The organism is Pseudomonas sp. MF7453 (assembly GCF_016405455.1).
GTDB lineage: Bacteria > Pseudomonadota > Gammaproteobacteria > Pseudomonadales > Pseudomonadaceae > Aquipseudomonas > Aquipseudomonas paralactis.
On the sequence record NZ_JAEKCN010000004.1, the window covers coordinates 126,856 to 148,566 of the forward strand.

15 protein-coding genes and 1 tRNA gene are annotated in these 21,711 nt (G+C 61.4%); 10 read left to right on the forward strand and 6 right to left on the reverse strand.

Annotation, left to right across the window (positions count from 1 at the left end; all coding sequences use genetic code 11):
* Positions 1-10: 10 nt before the first annotated feature.
* Positions 11-424, forward strand: a complete 414-nt coding sequence (locus tag JFT63_RS08440) for an acyl-CoA thioesterase (RefSeq protein WP_198843768.1) — start codon at positions 11-13, stop codon at positions 422-424.
* Here the strand turns inward: JFT63_RS08440 and JFT63_RS08445 are convergent, their stop codons facing one another.
* Positions 425-2,233 (reverse strand): cation:proton antiporter, encoded by a 1,809-nt coding sequence (locus tag JFT63_RS08445; RefSeq protein WP_057703884.1) that lies wholly within the window; start codon positions 2,231-2,233, stop codon positions 425-427.
* A 107-nt stretch (positions 2,234-2,340) separates the two neighbouring features.
* Between JFT63_RS08445 and xerD the strand changes: the two genes are divergently transcribed.
* The 6 genes from xerD (at position 2,341) to JFT63_RS08475 (ending at position 12,156) form a co-directional block, all read left to right on the forward strand.
* Positions 2,341-3,237 carry a site-specific tyrosine recombinase XerD gene (xerD, locus tag JFT63_RS08450; protein WP_046069403.1) on the forward strand — a complete coding sequence of 299 codons (897 nt, stop codon included), beginning with the start codon at positions 2,341-2,343 and terminating at the stop codon, positions 3,235-3,237.
* A 148-nt stretch (positions 3,238-3,385) separates the two neighbouring features.
* The gene (locus tag JFT63_RS08455) at positions 3,386-4,117 is read left to right on the forward strand and encodes a thioredoxin fold domain-containing protein (RefSeq protein ID WP_005791088.1); all 732 of its coding nucleotides are present in this window, start codon (positions 3,386-3,388) and stop codon (positions 4,115-4,117) included.
* A 128-nt stretch (positions 4,118-4,245) separates the two neighbouring features.
* A complete protein-coding gene (locus tag JFT63_RS08460; protein ID WP_078822234.1) occupies positions 4,246-5,550 on the forward strand; it encodes a homoserine dehydrogenase in 1,305 nt (434 codons plus the stop codon).
* Positions 5,551-5,617: 67 nt separating this feature from the next.
* The gene (thrC, locus tag JFT63_RS08465) at positions 5,618-7,027 is read left to right on the forward strand and encodes a threonine synthase (RefSeq protein WP_186559942.1); all 1,410 of its coding nucleotides are present in this window, start codon (positions 5,618-5,620) and stop codon (positions 7,025-7,027) included.
* 129 nt (positions 7,028-7,156) lie between these two features.
* Complete coding sequence (locus tag JFT63_RS08470; RefSeq protein WP_057703880.1) at positions 7,157-10,729, forward strand: ATP-binding protein; 3,573 nt, start codon at positions 7,157-7,159, stop codon at positions 10,727-10,729.
* A 182-nt stretch (positions 10,730-10,911) separates the two neighbouring features.
* Positions 10,912-12,156, forward strand: coding sequence for an EAL domain-containing response regulator (locus tag JFT63_RS08475; protein WP_057703879.1), 1,245 nt, complete (start codon positions 10,912-10,914; stop codon positions 12,154-12,156).
* On the opposite strand, the gene JFT63_RS08480 is transcribed toward JFT63_RS08475, so the two are convergent.
* Positions 12,125-12,787: a response regulator transcription factor gene (locus JFT63_RS08480; RefSeq protein ID WP_186559948.1), complete on the reverse strand. Its 663-nt coding sequence runs from the start codon at positions 12,785-12,787 to the stop codon at positions 12,125-12,127. The two genes, JFT63_RS08475 and JFT63_RS08480, sit on opposite strands and share 32 nt — an antisense overlap.
* 206 nt (positions 12,788-12,993) lie before the next feature.
* Here JFT63_RS08480 and JFT63_RS08485 point away from each other — a divergent pair, with 206 nt between their 5' ends.
* A complete protein-coding gene (locus JFT63_RS08485) occupies positions 12,994-13,278 on the forward strand; it encodes a DUF3509 domain-containing protein (RefSeq protein ID WP_057704004.1) in 285 nt (94 codons plus the stop codon).
* Positions 13,279-13,448: 170 nt separating this feature from the next.
* On the opposite strand, the gene JFT63_RS08490 is transcribed toward JFT63_RS08485, so the two are convergent.
* The gene (locus JFT63_RS08490; RefSeq protein WP_198843769.1) at positions 13,449-14,648 is read right to left on the reverse strand and encodes a CaiB/BaiF CoA transferase family protein; all 1,200 of its coding nucleotides are present in this window, start codon (positions 14,646-14,648) and stop codon (positions 13,449-13,451) included.
* Positions 14,649-14,785: 137 nt separating this feature from the next.
* Between JFT63_RS08490 and JFT63_RS08495 the strand changes: the two genes are divergently transcribed.
* A complete protein-coding gene (locus tag JFT63_RS08495; protein ID WP_003193952.1) occupies positions 14,786-15,328 on the forward strand; it encodes a YaeQ family protein in 543 nt (180 codons plus the stop codon).
* Between the two features lie 149 nt (positions 15,329-15,477).
* Positions 15,478-17,187, forward strand: a complete 1,710-nt coding sequence (gene recJ / locus JFT63_RS08500) for a single-stranded-DNA-specific exonuclease RecJ (RefSeq protein ID WP_198843770.1) — start codon at positions 15,478-15,480, stop codon at positions 17,185-17,187.
* Between the two features lie 135 nt (positions 17,188-17,322).
* On the opposite strand, the gene JFT63_RS08505 is transcribed toward recJ, so the two are convergent.
* From JFT63_RS08505 to JFT63_RS08515, 3 genes are all read right to left on the reverse strand, one after another.
* Positions 17,323-18,603: a virulence factor family protein gene (locus JFT63_RS08505; protein ID WP_057703874.1), complete on the reverse strand. Its 1,281-nt coding sequence runs from the start codon at positions 18,601-18,603 to the stop codon at positions 17,323-17,325.
* Entirely contained in the window at positions 18,603-21,245 is a 2,643-nt protein-coding gene (mprF, locus tag JFT63_RS08510) for a bifunctional lysylphosphatidylglycerol flippase/synthetase MprF (protein WP_198843771.1), read from the reverse strand. Before mprF ends, JFT63_RS08505 begins: the two co-directional genes overlap by 1 nt.
* Positions 21,246-21,524: 279 nt before the next feature.
* Positions 21,525-21,601, reverse strand: a tRNA-Met gene (locus tag JFT63_RS08515).
* Positions 21,602-21,711: the final 110 nt, after the last annotated feature.

The following is a 21,711-nucleotide window of genomic DNA, read 5'->3' on the forward strand; positions in this document are numbered from 1 at the left end:
GGTATTGACCATGACCAACCGTCTCGAAGAAATCCAGCGCCGCACCGACCTGTCCGTTACCCACGTGACCAAGGCCGTGTTCCCGCCCACCACCAACCATCACAACACCCTGTTCGGCGGCACCGCCCTGGCATGGATGGACGAAGTGTCGTTCATCACCGCCACGCGCTTTTGTCGCTTGCCGTTGGTGACGGTCTCCACCGACCGTATCGACTTCAATCACGCGATCCCGGCCGGTTCCATCGTTGAGCTGATCGGTCGCGTGATCAAGGTCGGCAACACCAGCCTCAAGGTTGAAGTGGAAGTGTTTGTCGAGAGCATGAGCGCTGATGGTCGTGAGAAGGCGATCCAGGGCGTGTTCAGCTTTGTCGCGATTGACGCGGACAAACGCCCTGTACCGGTATTGCCTGGGTTTGCCAACTGATTACTCGGTGGTGCTGTTTTGCGGTTGAATCACCGCCAGCAGGGTCCAACCGGCCACGGGCTTCAGGCTGCTCTCGGGCGTGACCACATGCACCCAGCCGCTGGTGTCCCGGGCAAACAGCAAGGTGGCGCGCTCGCCGTGCAACGCCTGGTACTGCTCCCAGCCAAAGCCATCGGTGAGGTTGGTGCTATATAGCTCGGCACCCTGGCCCAGCAGGCTTGCCAGTTTGGTATAGCTCAGGGGTTGGCTGCCCAACAGGTGGCCGCGGTGTTCGTGGCTGGCCTTGTGTTTGTCGGTGCGACGGTTTTCCTGGCTGCTGGCCAGGGCGAACAGTCGCTGGCCGAAATCATGGCGAAAACGCATGGTCGCCAAGGCGTTCAACTCGCCGGACGGGGAGAGCGCAAGCAAATGCCCCAGGCCGACCAGGTCCAGATGCGACTCGGCATGTTGGGAGGCGGGGTTACCGAAGTAGGTCGGCAGGCCCTCCATGCGACTGGCGCGGATGTTTTCCCAGCTTGAATCCGTCAGCAACACCCGGCTGCCCAATTGCTGCAATGCCTTGCCGAGTGCCCGCGCCGGGCCGTTTGCGCCGACGATCAGGAAACCGCTGGGCGCAGGCTCGGCGACTTTGAGCAAGCGCGCCAAGGGGCGCGCCGTGGCACTTTGCAGCACCACGGTGCCGATGATCACCGCAAAGGTCAGCGGCACCAGCAATAGCGCGCCTTCATGACCCGCCTCATCCAGGCGGATCGCAAAGATCGCCGAGACCGCCGCCGCCACAATGCCCCGTGGCGCGATCCAGGCCAGCAGTGCACGCTCGCGCCAGTTCAGTCCGGAGCCGAAGGTCGAGAGCGCCACGTTCAGCGGGCGAGCAATAAACTGGATGATTACCAGCAGAATCAGCACGAATGGGCCCAGGGCGATCAAGGCATTCAGGTCCAGGCGCGCCGCCAACAGGATGAACAGCCCGGAAATCAGCAACACGCTGAGGTTTTCCTTGAAGTGCAGGATGTGTCTTACATCCACGCCCTTCATGTTCGCCATCCACATGCCCATCAGCGTGACCGCCAGCAGGCCGGACTCATGCATCACCTGGTTGGCGGCAATGAAGATGCCCAGCACACCCGCCAGCGTCGCCAGGTTATGCAGGTATTCCGGCAACCACTGGCGGCGCATGATCTGCCCCAGTACCCAGCCGCCGGCGATCCCGAACAGGCTGCCGCAGAGGATGACGCCGCCAAAGGTCAGCAGGCTATGGCTCAAGCCATCGCCCGAAGCCCGGGCAATGATGAAGCTGTAAACCACCACCGCCAGCAGCGCGCCAATCGGGTCGATGACGATGCCTTCCCAGCGCAGGATATTGGCGATGGAGGCTTTGGGGCGTACCACGCGCAGCATCGGCACGATCACGGTTGGCCCGGTGACCAGGGTCAGCGTGCCGAACAGCAGCGCGAGCATCCAGTCAAAACCCAGCAGCCAGTGCGTGGCCAGGGTGATCACCGCCCAAGTCGACAGGGCACCGACCGTGACCAGGCGATGCACCACGCTGCCGATTTCCTTCCATTCCGACAGGTGCAGGGTCAGGCTGCCTTCGAACAGGATCAACGCCACGGCCAGGGACACCAACGGCATTAACAGAGGGCCGAACATCTCCTGCGGGTCGAGCCAGCCCAGTACCGGCCCCGCCAAAATACCCGTCAATAACAGAAACAGGATCGCCGGCAACTTGAGCCGCCACGCCAGCCATTGGCAACCCAATGCCGCCACTCCAATGCCGCCAAAGGCCAGCAAAATCTGTTGTTCATTCATTGAAGCTTCCTGTTCCTTGAAGTAGCGGGCTATGAAAGACTAGCGGCCCTTGCCACAGTTCACTAAATAATTCGCGCAGTCCCCATCCTGCGCTGCTTTGAGTACCCATGCCCGCCATCGACCACCCTTTGATCGACCGTTTCCTTGACGCCCTCTGGCTGGAAAAAGGCCTGTCGGACAACACGCGCCAGGCGTATCGCAGCGACCTGGCCCTGTTCAATGGCTGGTTGCAGGATAAAAATCTTGAATTGATCAACGCCGGGCGCGAGCTGATCCTCGATCATCTGGCGTGGCGCCTTGAGCAGAACTACAAACCACGCTCCACCGCACGATTCCTGTCCGGCGTGCGCGGCTTTTATCGCTACCTGCTGCGGGAAAAGCTCATTGCGACCGATCCCACTCTACAAATCGATATGCCGCAATTAGGTAGGCCTCTTCCTAAATCTTTGTCGGAAGCTGACGTGGATGCTCTGTTGGCTGCGCCGGATCTCAGTGAAGCCATCGGCCAGCGCGATCGCGCCATGCTGGAAGTGCTTTACGCCTGCGGCCTGCGCGTGACCGAACTGATCAGCCTGACGCTGGAGCAGGTTAACCTGCGCCAGGGCGTATTGCGCGTGATGGGCAAGGGCAGCAAGGAGCGGCTGGTGCCCATGGGCGAGGAGGCGATTGTGTGGGTTGAGCGCTACATGCGCGATGCGCGCCACGAATTGCTCGGCGGGCGCCCCAGCGACGTGCTGTTCCCCAGCCTGCGCGGCGAGCAGATGACCCGCCAGACCTTCTGGCACCGCATCAAGCACCAGGCCAAAGTGGCCGGGATCGGCAAGGCGCTGTCGCCTCACACCCTGCGTCATGCGTTCGCTACCCATTTGCTCAACCATGGCGCGGATTTGCGCGTGGTACAGATGCTGCTCGGCCACAGCGACTTATCCACAACCCAGATCTACACCCATGTGGCACGCGCACGTTTGCAGGATATGCACGCCAAGCATCACCCGCGCGGATAAAACCGTCAGAAATGGCCCATTTTACCTGTCGCGGTCTGCCCTCCCGCCCAACTGTGGTAGGCTTTGCCGGTTCGCAAAGGGGACGGCACCCGTTGTGTTCCAGATCAGTATTCCGCTCCCGTCCCCGCCTCTGCCTTCAGGAGTTCCCATGCGCTTGACCCAGATTATTGCCGCCGCAGCCATTGCGTTGGTTTCCACCTTTGCTGTCGCCGATGATGCGGCCGAGCAGACCATTCGCAAGAGCCTGGCCAACCTGGCGCTCGATACCCCGATCGAAAGCATCAGCGCCAGCCCCATGGCCGGCCTGTATGAAGTCAAGCTCAAGGGCAGCCGTGTGCTGTACGCCAGTGCCGATGGCCAGTACATCGTCCAGGGCTACCTGTTCCAGCTCAAGGACGGCAAGCCGGTCAACCTGACCGAGAAGGCCGAGCGCTTGGGCGTGTCCAAGCTGATCAACGGTATCCCGGTGGCTGAAACCGTGGTGTACCCGGCCATCGGCGAGACCAAGACCCACATCACCGTATTCACCGACACCACCTGCCCCTACTGCCACAAGCTGCACGCCGAAATTCCGGCGTTGAACAAGCTGGGCGTGGAAGTGCGCTACGTCGCCTTCCCGCGCCAGGGCCTGGGTTCGCCGGGTGACGAGCAGTTGCAGGCGGTGTGGTGCTCGGCCGACAAAAAAGCGGCCATGGACAAGATGGTCGATGGCAAGGAAATCAAGTCGGCCAAATGCGCCAACCCGGTTTCCAAGCAGTTCGCCCTGGGCCAGTCCATTGGTGTGAACGGTACACCGGCCATCGTTTTGGCCGACGGCCAGGTGATTCCGGGCTACCAGCCGGCGCCGCAAGTTGCCAAACTGGCACTGGGTGCCAAGTAAGCATTTATCGTTGAGCCTTTGACGATCATGACTCGCCGAACTGTCGGCGGGTCATTAATTGAGAGCCGCAGTTGTGCGGCTGTTTTCACGGCCGACCTAGCGTCGGCCGTTTCATGGGGAGTTCTTCAGTGAAACCGGTCAAAGTAGGCATCTGTGGGTTAGGGACCGTCGGTGGCGGTACCTTCAACGTACTTCAGCGTAACGCTGAAGAAATTTCCCGCCGCGCAGGTCGCGGGATTGAAGTGGCGCAAATTGCCATGCGTTCGCCAAAGCCTCAGTTCGAAACGACCGGTATTGCGATTACCAACGATGTGTTCGCCGTGGCCACCAACCCTGAGATCGATATCGTCATCGAACTGGTTGGCGGCTACACCGTGGCCCGCGAGCTGGTGCTCAAGGCTATTGAGCACGGCAAGCACGTGGTCACCGCCAACAAGGCGCTGATCGCCGTGCACGGCAACGAAATCTTCGCCAAGGCCCGCGAGAAAGGCGTCATCGTGGCGTTCGAAGCCGCGGTGGCCGGTGGTATCCCGGTGATCAAGGCAATCCGCGAAGGCCTGTCCGCCAACCGCATCAACTGGGTCGCCGGCATCATCAACGGCACCGGTAACTTCATCCTCACCGAAATGCGCGAGAAGGGCCGTACCTTCGAAGACGTGCTGGCCGAAGCCCAGGCCCTGGGTTATGCCGAAGCCGACCCGACCTTCGACGTGGAAGGCATCGACGCGGCCCACAAGCTGACCATCCTGGCGTCCATCGCCTTTGGTATTCCGCTGCAGTTCGACAAGGCCTACACCGAAGGCATCACCAAGCTGACCACCGCCGACGTGAACTACGCCGAAGCCCTGGGCTACCGCATCAAGCACCTGGGCGTGGCGCGCAGCACCCCGGCCGGTATCGAGTTGCGTGTGCACCCGACGCTGATCCCGGCCGACCGCCTGATCGCCAACGTCAATGGCGTGATGAACGCGGTGATGGTCAACGGTGATGCCGCCGGTTCCACCCTGTTCTACGGCGCCGGTGCCGGCATGGAGCCGACGGCTTCGTCGGTAATCGCCGACCTGGTGGACGTGGTTCGCGCCATGACCAGCGACCCGGAAAACCGCGTGCCGCACCTGGCCTTCCAGCCGGACTCGCTGTCGGCCCATCCGATCCTGCCGATCGAAGCCTGCGAAAGTGCTTACTACCTGCGCATCCAGGCCCAGGACCATCCAGGCGTGCTGGCCCAGGTCGCCAGCATCCTGTCGGAGCGCGGTATCAACATCGAGTCGATCATGCAGAAGGAAGTCGAGGAGCAAAACGGCCAGGTGCCGATGATCCTGCTGACCCATCGTGTGCTCGAACAGCACATCAACGATGCCATCCACGCCCTCGAAGCCCTGCAAGGCGTGGTCGGCCCGGTGGTGCGGATTCGCGTCGAACACTTGAACTAACCGATTTGTTCCAGGGGCCCCGTCCATTCGGCGGCCCCTGTTCGAGAATGTTTTAGAGGAGCCAGTCATGCGTTACATCAGCACCCGCGGCCAGGCACCGGCCCTGAATTTCGAAGACGTCCTGCTGGCAGGCCTTGCCACCGACGGCGGCCTGTATGTGCCGGAAAACCTGCCACGCTTCACCCAGGAAGAAATCGCCTCCTGGGCCGGCCTGCCGTATCACGAGCTGGCTTTCCGAGTGATGCGCCCGTTCGTCACCGGCAGCATTCCGGATGCGGACTTCAAGAAGATTCTGGAAGAAACCTATGGCGTGTTTTCCCACAACGCCATCGCGCCCCTGCGCCAACTGAACGGCAATGAGTGGGTACTGGAGCTGTTCCACGGCCCGACCCTGGCGTTCAAGGACTTCGCCCTGCAACTGCTCGGTCGCCTGCTCGACTACGTGCTGGAAAAGCGCGGCGAGCGCGTGGTGATCATCGGCGCCACCTCCGGTGATACCGGCTCGGCGGCTATCGAAGGGTGCAAGCACTGCGAAAACGTCGACATCTTCATCCTGCACCCGCACAAGCGCGTGTCGGAAGTTCAGCGTCGCCAGATGACCACTCTCTTCGGCGAGAACATCCACAACATCGCCATCGAAGGCAACTTCGATGACTGCCAGGAAATGGTCAAGAACAGCTTCGCTGACCAAAGCTTCCTCAAGGGCACACGCCTGGTGGCGGTGAACTCGATCAACTGGGCGCGGATCATGGCCCAGATCGTCTACTACTTCCATGCATCGCTGCAGTTGGGCGGCCCGGCGCGTTCAGTGTCGTTCTCGGTGCCGACCGGCAACTTCGGCGACATCTTCGCCGGTTACCTGGCACGCAATATGGGCTTGCCGATCAACCAGTTGATCGTTGCCACCAACCGCAACGACATCCTGCACCGCTTCATGAGCGGCAACCAGTATGTGAAGGAAACCTTGCACGCCACGCTGTCGCCATCCATGGACATCATGGTCTCGTCGAACTTCGAACGCCTGCTGTTCGACATGCACGGTCGCAACGGCGCAGCCCTGGCCGAGTTGATGAACAGCTTCAAGCAAGGTGGCGGTTTCAGCGTCGAGCAAGAGCGCTGGACCGAAACCCGCAAGCTGTTTGACTCCCTGGCTGTGGATGATGCGCAGACCTGCGAAACCATCGCGCAGGTCTACGCCCAGACCGGCGAAGTGCTCGACCCCCACACGGCCATCGGCGTGAAAGCTGCGCGCGAATGCCGCCGCAGCCTGGATATTCCGATGGTGATCCTCGGCACGGCACACCCGGTCAAATTCCCCGAAGCGGTGGAGAAGGCCGGTGTTGGCAAGGCACTGCAATTGCCGGAGCACCTGGCCGACCTGTTCGAGCGTGAAGAGCGCTGCACCGTGTTGGCCAATGACCTGAAGGCGGTGCAGGCGTTTGTCAGCCAGCACGGTAACCGCGGCAAGCCGCTCTGATTTCCACAGTTGGTCAGATTACATCCGGCAGTTAGCTTTTTTGCAGTCGGCCAAGCCCGTCCTCGTGACGGGCTTTTTTATTTTGGCGAGCCATACTTGTCCCTTCGCCCAATCAAGGAAGCTAAATCGGTGCAGGTTTTGATTCAATGGACAGTGCGGCTGATGTGCGTGCTGTGGCTCACCCAACTACCGGTAAGCCTGGCGGCCGTCAGCCTGCCCTTCAAGCTGGTGCCGGCGTTTATCCCGCTTGAGCCTTTGCCCCTGGCGCCCGCAGAGCAGCAGTGGCTGGCGACCCATCGGACGTTGAAGGTGGGTATCTCCATTGATGACTATCAGCCGATCGATATCACCCGCGACCGCAACCGCTATCAGGGCATCAGTGCCGATTACCTGAGCCTGGTCGGCGCACGCTTGCAGGTGCCGATGCAGGTGCTGGGCTTTGCCGAGCGGGCCCAGGCGGTCGAGGCGTTGCGCAGCGGGGCCATCGATATTCTGACCAGCGCCAACGGCTACGAGCGCGATGTGCCCGGCTTGCAGTTCACCCAGGACTACATGCCCGACCGGTCGGTGGTGGTGCTGCGTCGTGATGAGTTTCAAGAGGATGACCTGGCGGGCAAGAAAGTCGTATTGCTTGATGGCTACGCCAATGTGCACAACGTGCAGGCGGCTTACCCCGATAGTCACATCATGCTCGCACCCAACCTCTACAGCGGCCTGGAAGCGCTCAAGCAAGGGGATGCCGATGCGTTTATCGGCAATGAAGTGATTGTGCGGGCCTACAAATCGCTGCGGCCTTACCTGGGGTTGCAGATCAAGGAACAAAGCCGGCTGGCGCCCATCGGCTTTGCCTTTGCCACCCGCCAGGCCGATCCATTGCTGGGGGCGATGATGAACCGCGCCTTGGCGAGCATTGACGAGTCGGTACAGCGGGAGATCCTGGGCCGCTGGACGACAGGGCTTGGCGTCGGCTTTCGCGGTGAGCGCGTAGAGTTGTCCGCCGCGGAGCGCACCTGGCTGTTGCAGCATCCCCATGTGGTAGTGGTGGCCCAGCAAATGTCGCCCTATATCTTCAGGGATAAGGACGGCCACTGGGTGGGTTTGAATGTCGACCTGCTGCACCGCATTTCGCGCATGACCGGTTTGCAGTTTGTCTTCGAAGAGGTGCACTCCACCGCGCAAACCCTGGAATGGCTGGAAACCGGCAGGGCGCAGATGAACACCACCCTGGCGTCGAATCAGGAGCGCAGGGCGCTGCTCGACTTCAGCCATGGCTTTGGCGGCTCCGGCTGGGTGTTCGTGGAGCGCGCCGACGCCACGCCGCTGACGGGCTTGAAGCAGCTGGACGGTAAGGTTCTGGCGCTGCCGGCGCGCCATGTGCTGGAGAGTTACGTCCGCCAGATGCACCCGCAGATCAAGCTGCGCCTGGTAGACAATTACGCCCAGGCCCGTGAACTGGTGCAACGGGGCGAGGCCGCTGCCACGCTGCAAACCGAAGTGGAGGTACAGAGTTACTCCCAGGAGGGTTTGCGTATCGGCCGCAGCGTCGACGGCAAGTGGTCATCCAATTGCCTGTCGGTACGCAAGGACCAGCCTGAACTGCTGAGTATCCTCAACAAGGCCCTGGAAGCCTTGCCGGTGGCCGAGCTGAGCGCACTGCGCCTGCGCTGGATCGGTGCTGTGGCGATTCCGGTGCCAGCCTGGCAACGGGTGCCCCCCTGGGCGTATTGGACGGTGGCCACGGCGCTGCTGTTTGTGCTGGTGTCGCTGGTGTGGAACAGCCGGCTCAAGCGTCAGATTCGTCAGCGGCTGGAAGCCGAGCAGCGGCTCAATGACCAATTGGCGTTTAAACGCGCGTTGCTCGACGGTATGCCCAACTCGCTGTTCGTGCGTGACCTGGCCGGGCGGCTGGTGACCTGCAACAAAAGCTATGAACAGCAACTGGCGACCCGGCTTGAGCTGATTCAGGGGCTGACGCTGATGGAGAGTGGGGTAATGCCTGAGGCCACAGCGGCGCGCCTGCACGCCGGCCATATGGAACAATTGGCCACGCAAGAGTCGTTGTTTGTCGATCGCGAGCTGGAGTTCAACGGCGGCAGCTTTCACGTTTACCAGTGGACGGTGCCGTTCTTCGATGCTCAGGGCCGCTTGCAGGGGCTGCTGGGTGGCTGGATCGATATCAACGAACGCAAAGACCTGGAGCACCAATTGATGGATGCCCGCCAGGCTGCCGACGAAGCCAACTACGCCAAAAGTGCATTTCTTTCTGCATTGAGTCATGAGATTCGTACACCCATGACCGCCATCATCGGGTTGCTCGAACTGGAGCAGGAACGCTGCCTGGCCAGCGGCCAGCCTGTCTCTGAAGCCTTGCAGGTGGCCCATCGCTCAGCGCGCGAGCTGATCGCGCTGATGGGCGACAGCCTGGACCTGGCCAAGATCGAGGCCGGTCACCTGCAACTGGTACCGCAAACCACCGAATTAAAGAGCTTTTTCGAAGGCATCCAGCGCCTGTTCGAAGCCACGGCGCAAAAAAAGGGCCTGCATTTGACCCTGGCGTTTGATCCGGCGGCCAAGGGCTATTACTGGTTCGATCCGCTGCGTTTACGCCAGGTGATGCACAACCTGCTGGGCAATGCGCTGAAGTTTACCGAGCAGGGCGGGGTGAGGCTCAGCGTCACCTGCCAGCGGGATGAGTCCAATAACGAATACCTGCACCTGTGCGTCGAGGACAGCGGCCCAGGCATCAGCGCCGAGCAGCAGCCGCGGTTGTTCAAGCCATTTACTCAAGTGAGCGCATTGACCGCAGCGGAGCATGGCGGCACCGGGCTGGGCCTGAGTATCTGCAAGCAATTGGTGGAATTGATGGGCGGTCGCATTCACCTGGCAAGCGTGGTGGGTGAGGGCACCGAGGTATGCATCGATCTGCGTCTTGATCGGGTCAGCACCGACGATGTGCCGGCCACGCCTGCACCAGCCTTGCCTGCTGCAGGTCGCAGCCTGTCGGTGCTGGTGGTGGATGATTTGGCCGCCAACCGTCTGGTGCTGGCGCAGCAGTTGCAGTTTCTGGGGCATCAGGTGATCGCCCTGGATTCGGCCGAGGCCGCCTTGCAGCGCTGGCGTGAGCAGCGTTTTGACGTGCTGGTGACCGATTGCCAGATGCCGGGTATGTCCGGCTATGCCCTGAGCGAGGCGGTCCGGCGTATCGAAGCCCAAGAGCATCGGCCCCGTTGTGCGTTGATCGGTTGCACGGCGAACGCAATGAAAGATGAACAACGACGCTGCGAGGATGCGGGGATGGATGAACTGCTGGTCAAGCCGGTGACCCTGGAGCACTGGACCCGCGTGCTGGCGCAGGTGGCGCCGCAGCGTTCATTCGATATCCAGGCCCTGCGTACCATGACCCAGGCCGATGGGCCGGTGCTGCACAGCATGTTGCAGGAACTGGCCAAAAGCCTGGACCACGAACATGAGGTGTTGGCCAGCGCCCTGGCCGAGCGTGATGTGGCGCGCTTGAATGCGGCGTTGCATCGCCTCAAGGGCATTTGTTCGCTGGTGGATGCGTTGCCGTTGGCCAAGGCTTGTGTGGCGCTTGAGCAATGCGCGCGAGAACAGCGTGGGGCTGAGCTGGAGCAGCCTTGGTTGAGGTTGTCCGAGGTGCTCAAGGCGTTTCGTCGCGACCTGCAGCCTTATCTGGACCTGTAGGGGCGAGCTTGCTCGCGAAAACCTCACAGGCGCCGCGTCTATTCAGGGAACACACGTTATCGTTGACGTTTTTCGCGAGCAAGCTCGCTCTTACAGGCGACTCATTTCGGACGCGTCCTATGGGGTGCTTCGCGGCTTATGGCTACTGTGGGGGACTTTTCCCAGTATCGACTCCATGACCCATGCGCTCTCTCAATGTACTGATCCTCGAAGACAACCCGTTTCAGCTGATGGCACTGCACCAGATGCTCAATGCCAACGGTGTGTTCAATGTGCTGACCGCAGAAGATGTCGAAACGGCCCGTCAGTCCCTGGACAGTAAAGGGCCGGTGGATATCGCCATCTGCGATCTGTACCTGGAGCGCGGCGATGGCCTGGAGTTGATCCGTGAGCTGGCCGAGCATCGTTTGGCCCAGGTGTTGGTCCTGCTCAGCAATGCCGAACCCGATGTGCTCGAAGGCGTGGCGAATATGGCGCGGCAATTGGGCCTCAACGTGCTGGCGTGCTTGCCCAAGCCAGCCTCGGCAACGCTGATCGGGCAAGTGTTGGCTGACTGCCAGAGGCATTTGCGGCCGGGGCCAGCGGCGCTGTCCTGGGAGCGTGTGCGCCAGTTGCTGGGGTTGAACACCAGGGAGCAACTGCCGCCGTCGGCGGATGTCAGCCAGGCGACCATCGCGGCCTGCGGCAGGGTCTGGTATCAACCCATCGTCAGCCAGGCCGGAGTGTTGCAAGGGGTGGAGGCGTTGGCGCGCTGGCAGTTGCCGGAAGCTCAATTGCTGCTGCCCGATGAGTTCCTGCCGGTGCTGGAGTTCGCCGGCATGGAAGAGGCCTTTACCTGGCATGTGCTGGAACAGGCATTGGGCCTGGCCAATCAGGTCATGGGCGAGACCGGCCAGGTGCTGCCGGTGGCGGTGAACATTCCCGGGCGTATGCTTGAGCGCACGCACTTTCCCCAGATATTGCAGGGTCTGCTGCAACTTCACGGCATACCTGCCCATAGCCTGACGCTGGAGCTGGTGGAAACCTCAACGCTGAAAACCGACAGTGCCCACCTCACCGGCTTGCTGCGCCTGCGGATGCTGGGCTGCCAGTTGTCCATCGGGGATTTCGGCATGGGCGGCACCAGCTTGCAGCATTTGCTGGAATTGCCCTTTACCGAACTGAAAATCCCCCCGGCGTTTGCCTGCGGGATGGCCGGTGACGATCGCAAGGCAGCAGTGGTGGCGGGGGCCATGAGCATGGCCGCGCGTCTGGATATCGCCGTGGTGGTCACCGGGGTGGAAAGCGCTGCCGATTATCACGCCGTGGGTGAACTGGGGGCGGCGTGGCTGCAAGGCTGTTTCATTGCCCGGCCGATGGAGGCCGAGGCGCTCAAGCAATGGATCGCGTTCCAGGCTAGGCCAGCCCGTGTTCCTGCACATAAATAAACAGCGCGGCATCATTGGCCAGTCCCAGTTTGCGCATGGCGCTGACTTTTTGCGCACTGACGGTCTGCTTGCTGCGATGCAGGTGCGCGGCGATCTGGCCCACCGTCATGCCCGTGGCCAACAGGCGAATCACCTCCAGCTCCCGGGGTGACAGATGCTCCTGGGAGTGCAGGCGATCGGCGCCGACTTCCCCGGCCAGGCTCAGCGCCTGGCGAATGGTCTGGGCCACGTAGGTGCGTTGCTGGCGCACCTGGCCAATCGCCTGGGGCAGTTCATCGGCCAGGCTGGCCTTGCTCAGCAAGCCCATTACGCCCAATGCCAGAATCGAATGAAACAAACCGGCATTGTTGAGCATGGTGACCACCACAATCGGCAGCTGCGGAAAGCGTCGGCGCAGTTGCTCGATCAGGCGCAACCCGTCGGCGTGGGGCTCGGCGGGCATCATAAAGTCGGTCACCAGCACATCGCAGGCACCGTCTTGCAGTAACGCATTGAGGGCCTGTGGCGAGTTGGCCTCCCCGACGATGCTGATGTGCGGGTCACGCTCAAGCACTGCGCGCAGGCCAATCAGGAAAATCGGATGATCGTCGGCAATGACGATACGCAAAGGCGGTTCAGACGCAGCTCTCAAGGCAGGCTCCCAGGTAGTCCAGGGATTCTAGCGCGTGAAGGTGTGTTTTTTCTCTGTCATCTTTTCCGTGCATGCTCGTTTTCCTCAAGCAGTGGATTACATAAAAGGTAGAACTTTCTGCTTTGAGCACGGGTCACTTGAATGTCAGCCTCTTCGTGACATTTTTGTTTTTCGAACCTTTTTCGAATGATTGAGTGGTGATCGAGATGGAAAGTATCCACCTATTGCTCAGTGAAGCACTGAGCCCTTATCAGGTTACGCTGACCACTTCTGGTATGCGGGAAGACTGCCTGGTAACCGTAAAGAACCCCGGCGGCGCCATTGTGGTAGAACGCGAAGTCGATCGCGCGCAATTGGCCGACAAACGCGCGCTGGTGGATGTCGTGGATTGCCTGCTGCGCGACGTGAAAATCGCCGAAGGGCGCCTGGAACCCTCGGTCATTGCCGCCTTGCGTAACGCTGCCCAAACCCGTGGCGGCGCACTGGCATGAAACATTATTTTTCTTCGGAACCTTCCTACGCGGCGGTCAGTCAGAGTACGTAACAGCAAGAGCAATCATTGTGCTCCGGTGTTTGTCGCTTGCTGTGCGTGCCTTTTTAAGGCCACGTTTAACCCCGAGTTGTCTCCCCACTGCTCGGGGTTTCTTTTTGCCCGCGATTCTCAGATCGCGCCATTCTCGCGCAGGCGAGCAATAGCTGCGGCGTCGTAACCCAGGGCATTGAGCAGCACAGTGTTGTGCTCACCCAATTGCGGGCCCACCCATTCACAGCTGCCCGGTGTGTCCGAGAGCTTGGGCACAATGCCCGGCATCTTGAAGTCCTTGCCGTCCGGGAGCTTGGCCTTGAGGAACATTTCCCGGGCCAGAAATTGCGGGTCGCCCAGCATGTCTTCGGCGCTGTAGATACGGCTGGCGGGCACTTCGGCTTTCTTCAGTTGCTCTATCACCTGCTCCAAGGGCAGCGAGTTAACCCAGCGGTCGATCACGCCGTAGAGCTCGTCGCGGCGGCTGTCGCGCCCGTCATTACTGGCCAACTGCGGGTCGTTCGCCAAGTCGTCGCGGCCGATGGTTGCCATGAAGCGCTTGAAGATCGCATCGCCATTGGCGCCGATCTGCACATGCTTGCCGTCTGCGGTGGTGTGGATCGAGGACGGGGTGATGCCGGGCATGATGTTGCCGGTGCGCTCACGGATAAAACCGAACACATCGAACTCAGGGATCATGCTTTCCATCATGGCGAAGATGGCTTCATACAGCGCCACATCCACCACCTGGCCCAAGCCGCCGTTGACTTCGCGGTGACGCAGCGCCATCAGCGCGCCGATCACTGCCCACAACGCGGCAATCGAATCGCCGATGGAAATCCCGGTGCGCACCGGCGGGCGGTCCTCGAAGCCGGTGATATAGCGCAAGCCGCCCATGGACTCACCCACTGCGCCAAACCCCGGCTGGTCTTTCATCGGCCCAGTCTGGCCGAAGCCCGAGAGGCGCACCATCACCAGCTTGGGGTTCAGCTCATGCAGGGTTTCCCAGTTCAGGCCGAGTTTTTCCAGCACCCCGGGGCGGAAGTTTTCGATCAGGATGTCGGCGTCGGCCAGCAGTTGCTTGAGGATCGCCAAGCCGTCGGGGTGCTTGAGGTTGAGAGTCAGCGACTGCTTGTTGCGCGCCTGCACGAACCACCACAGCGAGGTGCCCTCATACAGCTTGCGCCATTTGCGCAGCGGGTCGCCGCCGTCCGGGGATTCGACCTTGATCACCTCGGCACCGAATTCAGCGCAAATGCGTGAGGCAAACGGGCCGGCGATCAGGGTGCCCAGTTCGATGACTTTCAGGCCGGCAAGTGGTTTGGCAGTGAGCGACATGGGGATCCTTACAAGCGCTGGACGATGATGTCCTGCTTTTTAACATAGGCGAGCCGCCCGGATGCAGCGCAGTATTCGTTCAATGACCTCGCCATCGGTTAGACTGGCCGCCTTTCCTTGTCTTTAGAAGCCCGTTCATGGCCCAGCCGTCCACGACCTACAAATTCGAACTCAACCTCACCGACCTCGACCGTTCGGTGTACGAGAGCGTCAAACAGACCATCGCCCGCCACCCTTCGGAAACCGAAGAGCGCATGACCGTGCGCCTGCTGGCCTACGCCCTCTGGTACAACGAGCAGTTGGCGTTCGGGCGCGGCCTGTCGGATGTAGACGAACCGGCCCTGTGGGAAAAAAGCCTGGATGATCGGGTTTTGCACTGGATCGAAGTCGGCCAGCCGGATGCCGATCGCCTGACCTGGTGCTCGCGCCGCACCGAACGCACCAGCCTGCTGGCCTATGGCAGCCTGCGCGTGTGGGAAGGCAAGGTGGTGCCGGTGGCCAACAACCTGAAAAACGTACATATCGCTGCCGTGCCCCAGGAAGTGTTGGAGACCCTGGCCAAGGACATGCCCCGCGTCATCAAGTGGGACGTGATGATCAGCGAAGGCACGATCTTTGTGACCGATGACCGTGGCCAGCATGAAGTGCAACTGCAATGGCTGGTCGGCGAGCGCGGTTAAACCTTGGCTGAACCCGGCTCCCTGTAGGAGCGAGCTTGCTCGCGAAAAACTCCAGGGCACCACGATCACCCAGGCACACGCGTCATCGTTAACCACCTTCGCGAGCAAGCTCGCTCCTACAATGATTAAAGAGAAGTTATCACCACCGTATGCGTATCGATCCCCGCCCTTTGCCCGCCGTCCTGCCTTTTCTCGGTGAACTGCCGCCGCTGTTGACCCGCCTTTACGCCGCACGCGGGGTGCAGTCGGAAGCCGAGCTGGACAAGAGCCTGGCGCGGTTGATTCCCTACCAGCAGCTCAAGGGGATCGACGCCGCGGTGGACTTGCTGGTGACCGCCCTGGAGCAGCGCCAGCGCATCCTGATCGTCGGTGACTTCGATGCCGACGGCGCCACGGCGAGCACCGTGGGCACCCTGGGCCTGAGATTGCTCGGTGCGGCCCATGTCGACTACCTGGTGCCCAACCGCTTCGAATACGGCTACGGCCTGACTCCGGAAATTGTCGCGGTGGCGCTGCAGCGCGAGCCGCAATTGCTGATTACCGTGGACAACGGTATCTCCAGTGTCGAAGGCGTGGCGGCGGCGAAAGCGGCGGGGTTGCAGGTGCTGGTCACCGACCACCACTTGCCCGGCGATGAACTGCCGGCCGCCGACGCCATCGTCAATCCGAACCAGCCGGGCTGTACGTTTCCCAGCAAGGCCCTGGCCGGTGTCGGCGTGATCTTCTACGTGTTGATGGCCCTGCGCGCGCGCTTGCGCAGCCTGGGTTGGTATGACAACAAACCGCAGCCGAACATCGGTGAACTGCTAGATCTGGTGGCCCTGGGCAGCGTTGCCGACGTGGTGCCGCTGGACGCCAACAATCGCATTCTCGTCCACCAGGGCCTGGAGCGTATTCGTGCCGGTCGTGCGCGGCCGGGCATCAAGGCAATCCTGGAAGTGGCCAAGCGTGATCATGCGCGTATCACCTCCACCGACCTGGGTTTTATCCTCGGCCCGCGCCTGAATGCCGCCGGGCGCCTGGATGACATGAGCCTGGGCATCGAATGCCTGCTCACCACCGACGCTGGCGCCGCACGGGAAATGGCCGCGCAACTGGACGGCATGAACCAGGACCGTAAATCCATCGAACAAGGCATGCAGCGCGAGGCTCTGGCCCAGCTCAAGGACTTGCCGGTGGAGTCGATGCCCTATGGTTTGTGCCTGTTCGACCCGGAGTGGCACCAGGGGGTGATCGGTATCCTCGCCTCGCGCATGAAAGAACGCTACTTCCGCCCCACCATTGCCTTTGCTGACGCGGGCGACGGCCTGCTCAAGGGCTCTGGACGGTCGGTGCAAGGCTTTCATATCCGCGATGCGCTGGCGGTTGTCGCCAGCCAGCATCCCAACCTGATCAGCAAATACGGCGGCCACGCCATGGCCGCCGGGCTGACCTTGCCCGAGGCGAACTTCCCGTTGTTTGCGCAAGCCTTTGATGCCGAAGTGCGTCGGCAACTGCGCGAAGAAGACCTCACCGGCCGCTTGCTCTCGGACGGCACATTGGCCGTGGAAGAGTTTCACCTGGAACTGGCCCGCGCTCTGCGCCATGCCGGCCCTTGGGGGCAGCACTTTCCGGAGCCGTTGTTTCACGGCGTGTTCCAGTTGGTGGAGCAGCGGGTGGTGGGTGAGCGGCATTTGAAAGTGGTGCTCAAGAGCGAATGCGGGTCGGTGAAGCTTGATGGCATCGCCTTTGGTGTGGACCGTGAAGTCTGGCCGAACCCGACCGTGCGCTGGGTGGAGTTGGCCTACAAGCTGGATGTGAATGAGTTTCGTGGCAATGAGACGGTGCAGTTGATGATTGCGCACATTGAACCGCGCTAGTTTTCATCAACACCACGTACCACTGTGGGAGCGGGCTTGCCCGCGATGACGGAGTGTCAGTCAACGCTACTGTGACTGAGCCAGCGCTATCGCGGGCAAGCCCGCTCCCACATTGGGTCTTGGGTTAAGCTGGAGCTATTCGGCTTTGGCCTGATGCTTGACGATAATATCCACCAACCGCTTGGCCAGCGCCGGGTAGTTTTCATCGAAGTGATGCCCGCCCGGCAGCTTCATGGCTTCGCCAACGGCGGTCTTGTCGGTGCAGCCACTCTCGTCGACCTCTTCTGCACCATAGATGCACACGACTTTCTCAGGCGGCAGCTTGGCCATTTCCGGGCCGGTGGCGGCTTCTTTGCCGGCGTTGCCCAGCCAGCCTTCCACTTCGATTTCAAAGCTGCCAGTGCGCGCAAATGCCAGCAGGATGATTGCGTCGACGCGCTGTTGTTCGTTTTCCGGCATCCGGTTGTAGATCGCCGGCAGTACATCGGCGCCGAACGAATAACCGGTCAGTACGAAGCGCTTGGTGCCCCACTTTTGCCGGTAGTGTTGCATCAGTTCGGTGAGGTCCTTGGCGCTTTGCTCCGGCGTCTTGTGCTGCCAGTAGTAGCGCAGGGTGTCGATGCCGACCACCGGGTAGCCGATCTTCGCCATCTCGCCCGCCACGTCGCGGTCCAGGTCACGCCAGCCGCCGTCACCGGAGAGGAACAGGGTCACGGTGTCCTTGGCTTGGCCGGCAGGCACTTCCACCACCGGAATCGCCAGGCCGCCGTTGTCCGAACCGACCAGTTGCTTGCGCAGTTCATTGTTCAGCACTTGCGGGTAATGAATGTCGTAGTCGCTGATGCTGGTGGTGGCACGCGGTGTGTCACGTACGAAGCTGGCGCTTTCATCGTCCGGGTTGTCGTTCCACGCCACCAGCCAGTTGCCATGGGCAGAGGCTTTGGGCAGCGGGTCGTTGCAGCCTTCCTGTTTCAGGGCAAAGCCCACGGAGATCGCGTTAGCCTTGTCATCATTCTGAGTGGCCAGCCAGCGCCAGGCGAGCGCAGCGCCAGGGCCGATGCCGCTGACCAGGGTTGCCGGGCCTTTGAGCTGCGCCAGGGCGCCTTGCAGGGCTTGTTCCTGCAGCTTGCAGTCATCCTTGGGCAGGATCACTTGAACGATTTGCGCTGCGCCGCCCTGGCTCAGGGCAACCAGCTGACTGTCGGTCAGGGCTTCGTCGGCCAGCACGGCCACGGCCACACGGGCTTTGGCGGCGCTTGCGGGGGTGACGCGGGTCATTACCGAGCCGTCGGCCTGGGGCAATTGCTCCAGGGTCGGTTGCGGGGCAGGGCGGTTCCAGTACCAAAAGCCACCCGCCGCGATCAGCGCAAGCAGCACTACAAAGGCCAATACATACCGCCAGGAGCGTCGAATCATCAGCGTTTCACCAATCCAGTCAAGCCGCCCGCGATCAGGGCGGCGGTATCGGCCAGTGCCACCAGCGGATCAAGTCCTGCGGGCACGGCCATGTAACGGGGTTCCCAGTCGGGCTGGAACTTGTCTTTGAAGCGGCGCAAACCTTGGAAGTTATACAGTTGCTCGCCACGGCGGAACACCATCGAACCCAGGCGCTGGGTCAGCGGTGCGCCACGGCGCGGTTGCAAGCCCGACAACGGCACCATGCCGAGGCTGAAGCGGGCGTAGCCGTGGCTCTTATAATGTTGAATCAGGCCTACCATCATGAATTCCATGGTCAGCTTGGGCGCGTCGGGGTGGGCGCGCATCAGGTCAAGGCTGGCCAGGTCGTGATTGTAAGTCTCAAGCAGGTTGGCGAAGGCTACCGGGCGCCCTTCAAAGCGAATGATCGCGATACGAAAGTGCTTGAGGTAGTCGTCGCTGAAACGGCCCAGAGAGAAGCCCTTTTCGCGCACATTCTTACCTGTAAGCCAGGCATCGGAGATGACTTTTAATTCATCCATCGGCGCCTGGCCGGGTTCGAAGATTTCCAGGGACAGGCCGTCGCGGGTGCCACGGTTCCAGGTGTAGCGCAAATCCTTCATCTCTTTGCCCTTGGCTTCAAGGTCAAAGCGTTTCAGATCGACCCGGGCTTCCTCACCCAGTTTGATCGCGGTGAGGCCGATGTCCATGTAGTACGGCAGGTTCTCGGCGCGTACCTGGTAGAACACTGGGCGGGCGTGGTGGATGTCACACAGATCACGGAACTGCCAGATCATCTCGGCGCGCGGCTGGGTCGGGCCGATCGGGTCGTACAAGGCCACCAGGCTGCGCCCGCGACGGGCGTACATCAGGAAGGCTTCATCGTTGGGGTGAAACAGCAGGGCCTTGTCGCCGGTGAGCGCCAGGCCGCCGTCGGGTTGGGACGAGGCCATCAGGATCTTGCTGGCGCGCTCCAGTTCTTGCGGGGTCGGCAAGTGGATGACCGGGCGCGCCGTGCGCAGCAGCCAGGTCAGCGACACGATCACCAGCAGTACCGCGGCGCCCAGCAACGAGCGCAAGCCGCGCGGGGCGTTGGCGTCGAGGGTGAACTGCCACCACAGTTGATGGCTGTAAGGCACATCCTGATAGGCGAACAGCAGCAGCCAGATCGAAGCGCCGAGCACGCAGACACTGGCCACCAGGTACAGCGGCGAAAACGGCAGTTCGGTCAAGCGGCTGGCGCGGTAGAACGAGCGGCGAAAGATCGCCAGCAGCACCGCGGTCATGGTCATCAGGCTGGCTTCTTCCCAGTCGAAACCCTTGAGCAGCGAGAGCAGGGCGCCCACCAGCAGCAACACCATGGTCAGCATCCAGGCCGCCGACAAACGTCGACGCAGGCCCTGGGCGAGCAGCAGGCACAACACGCCGATCAGGCTGGCACCAAAGTGCGAAGCGTCAATCAGGCGGTGGGGAATCAGGAAGCCGATGTTTTCCAGGCGTGAGTCGATCTCTGGCGTGGCGCCGGAAAACAGCAGGACCACGCCGGACAAAAAAACCAGGACGGCCAATACCGGCGCTGCCAGCCCCGACGCTACCCGCAGGCTCTGTTGGGTCTGGAACAGGCGCTGGGCCTCGTTGACCAGCAGGAACACACAGGCGATCAACAGCGGCAGCACCACGTAGATCATCCGGTACAGCAGCAAGGCGGCGGCCAGGGGCGCGGCACCGAGTTTGTCGGCGAAGGCCGCCAGCAGGATCGCTTCGAATACACCCACGCCCCCCGGCACATGGCTAAGCACGCCGGCGGCCAGGGCCAGCAGGTATACCAGCAGGAACGGGCCGAAGGGCGGTGCCTCCGGCAACAGCATATAAAGGACGCCAGCGGCGGCGGCCACGTCGAGGGCGGTGATGATCAGTTGCAGAAAGGTCAGGCGTCGGCCCGGCAGGCGCAGGGTACGGCGACCGGCCTTGACCAGCAGGTTGTCGGGGTAGGGTTGTTCCGGCAGGCGGCGGCGATAGATACCGACGCACAGCATGGCCGACAGCACTAATACTGCGCCGGAAACACCCCCGAGCAGGCTTTGCGGTAAATGCAGGTAAGTCGAAGCCGCCGGCAAATTGCTCAGCGTCGCCAATGCGGCCAGTGGCGGCAGGGCGCAGCCCAGAGCGAGGCTGGCGAACACGGTCATGTGCGCCACTTCCGATGCGCCGATGCCGTGGCGGGCATATAAACGGTAGCGCACCGAACCGCCCGAGAGCATCGACAAGCCAATGGCGTTACCGATGGCAAAGGCGGTGAAACCACCCAGGGCCAGGGTTCTGGCGGGTAACTTCACCCCGGCATAGCGTGCGCCGGAAAATTCATAACCGAGCAGGATAATGAAGCCTGCAACCGCCGCTGCAAACGCACCGAGCAAGGCTGGCTTGGGCACTTCCAGAATCGAATCGTGGAGTGCGTAGAGGTCCAGCTCCAGCAGCAGATGGCGGCAGGCGATCAGGGCGATTGCAAACAGCAGCAGCGTGACGGCCAGGCCAATGGGCTGGCGATACTTGCTCAACAAATCCAGCCAACGTAAACGGGTCGGCGTGATCGGTTGTTCTGCTGTGACGGTGTCTTGTGGTTCAGACGAGTTGGCGCGCATCAATCACCTCGTGGATTGTGCGCGACAGGATGGGGGTATCCAGCCAAGTTACCAATCCCTATGGACAAAATAATTACAAATATTAACGCGGATCACCGGGGGCGGCGACTGCGGCCATTGGTCGTAGAGGGCAGTGCTTGAGCATTGAGCATAGCGTGCAATGAGATGGACTCTACAAACCGACTACGGTTTCATGAAAGATGCCATGCCATTGTTTCAGAAGAACTTTTTCGCCGGATACAAAAAAGGCCACTCTTTCGAGTAGCCTTTTTTGATGTTTGGTTGCGGGAGCCGGATTTGAACCGACGACCTTCGGGTTATGAGCCCGACGAGCTACCAGACTGCTCCATCCCGCGTCTGTGGGCGGCATTCTACAGCGCAATGGCGAGGTGTCAACCGTTAATGAGCCGATGGCACAAATAAGTGCGAATTATTCTGAAATCAAGGTGTTGGCGGTGTTTTCAGG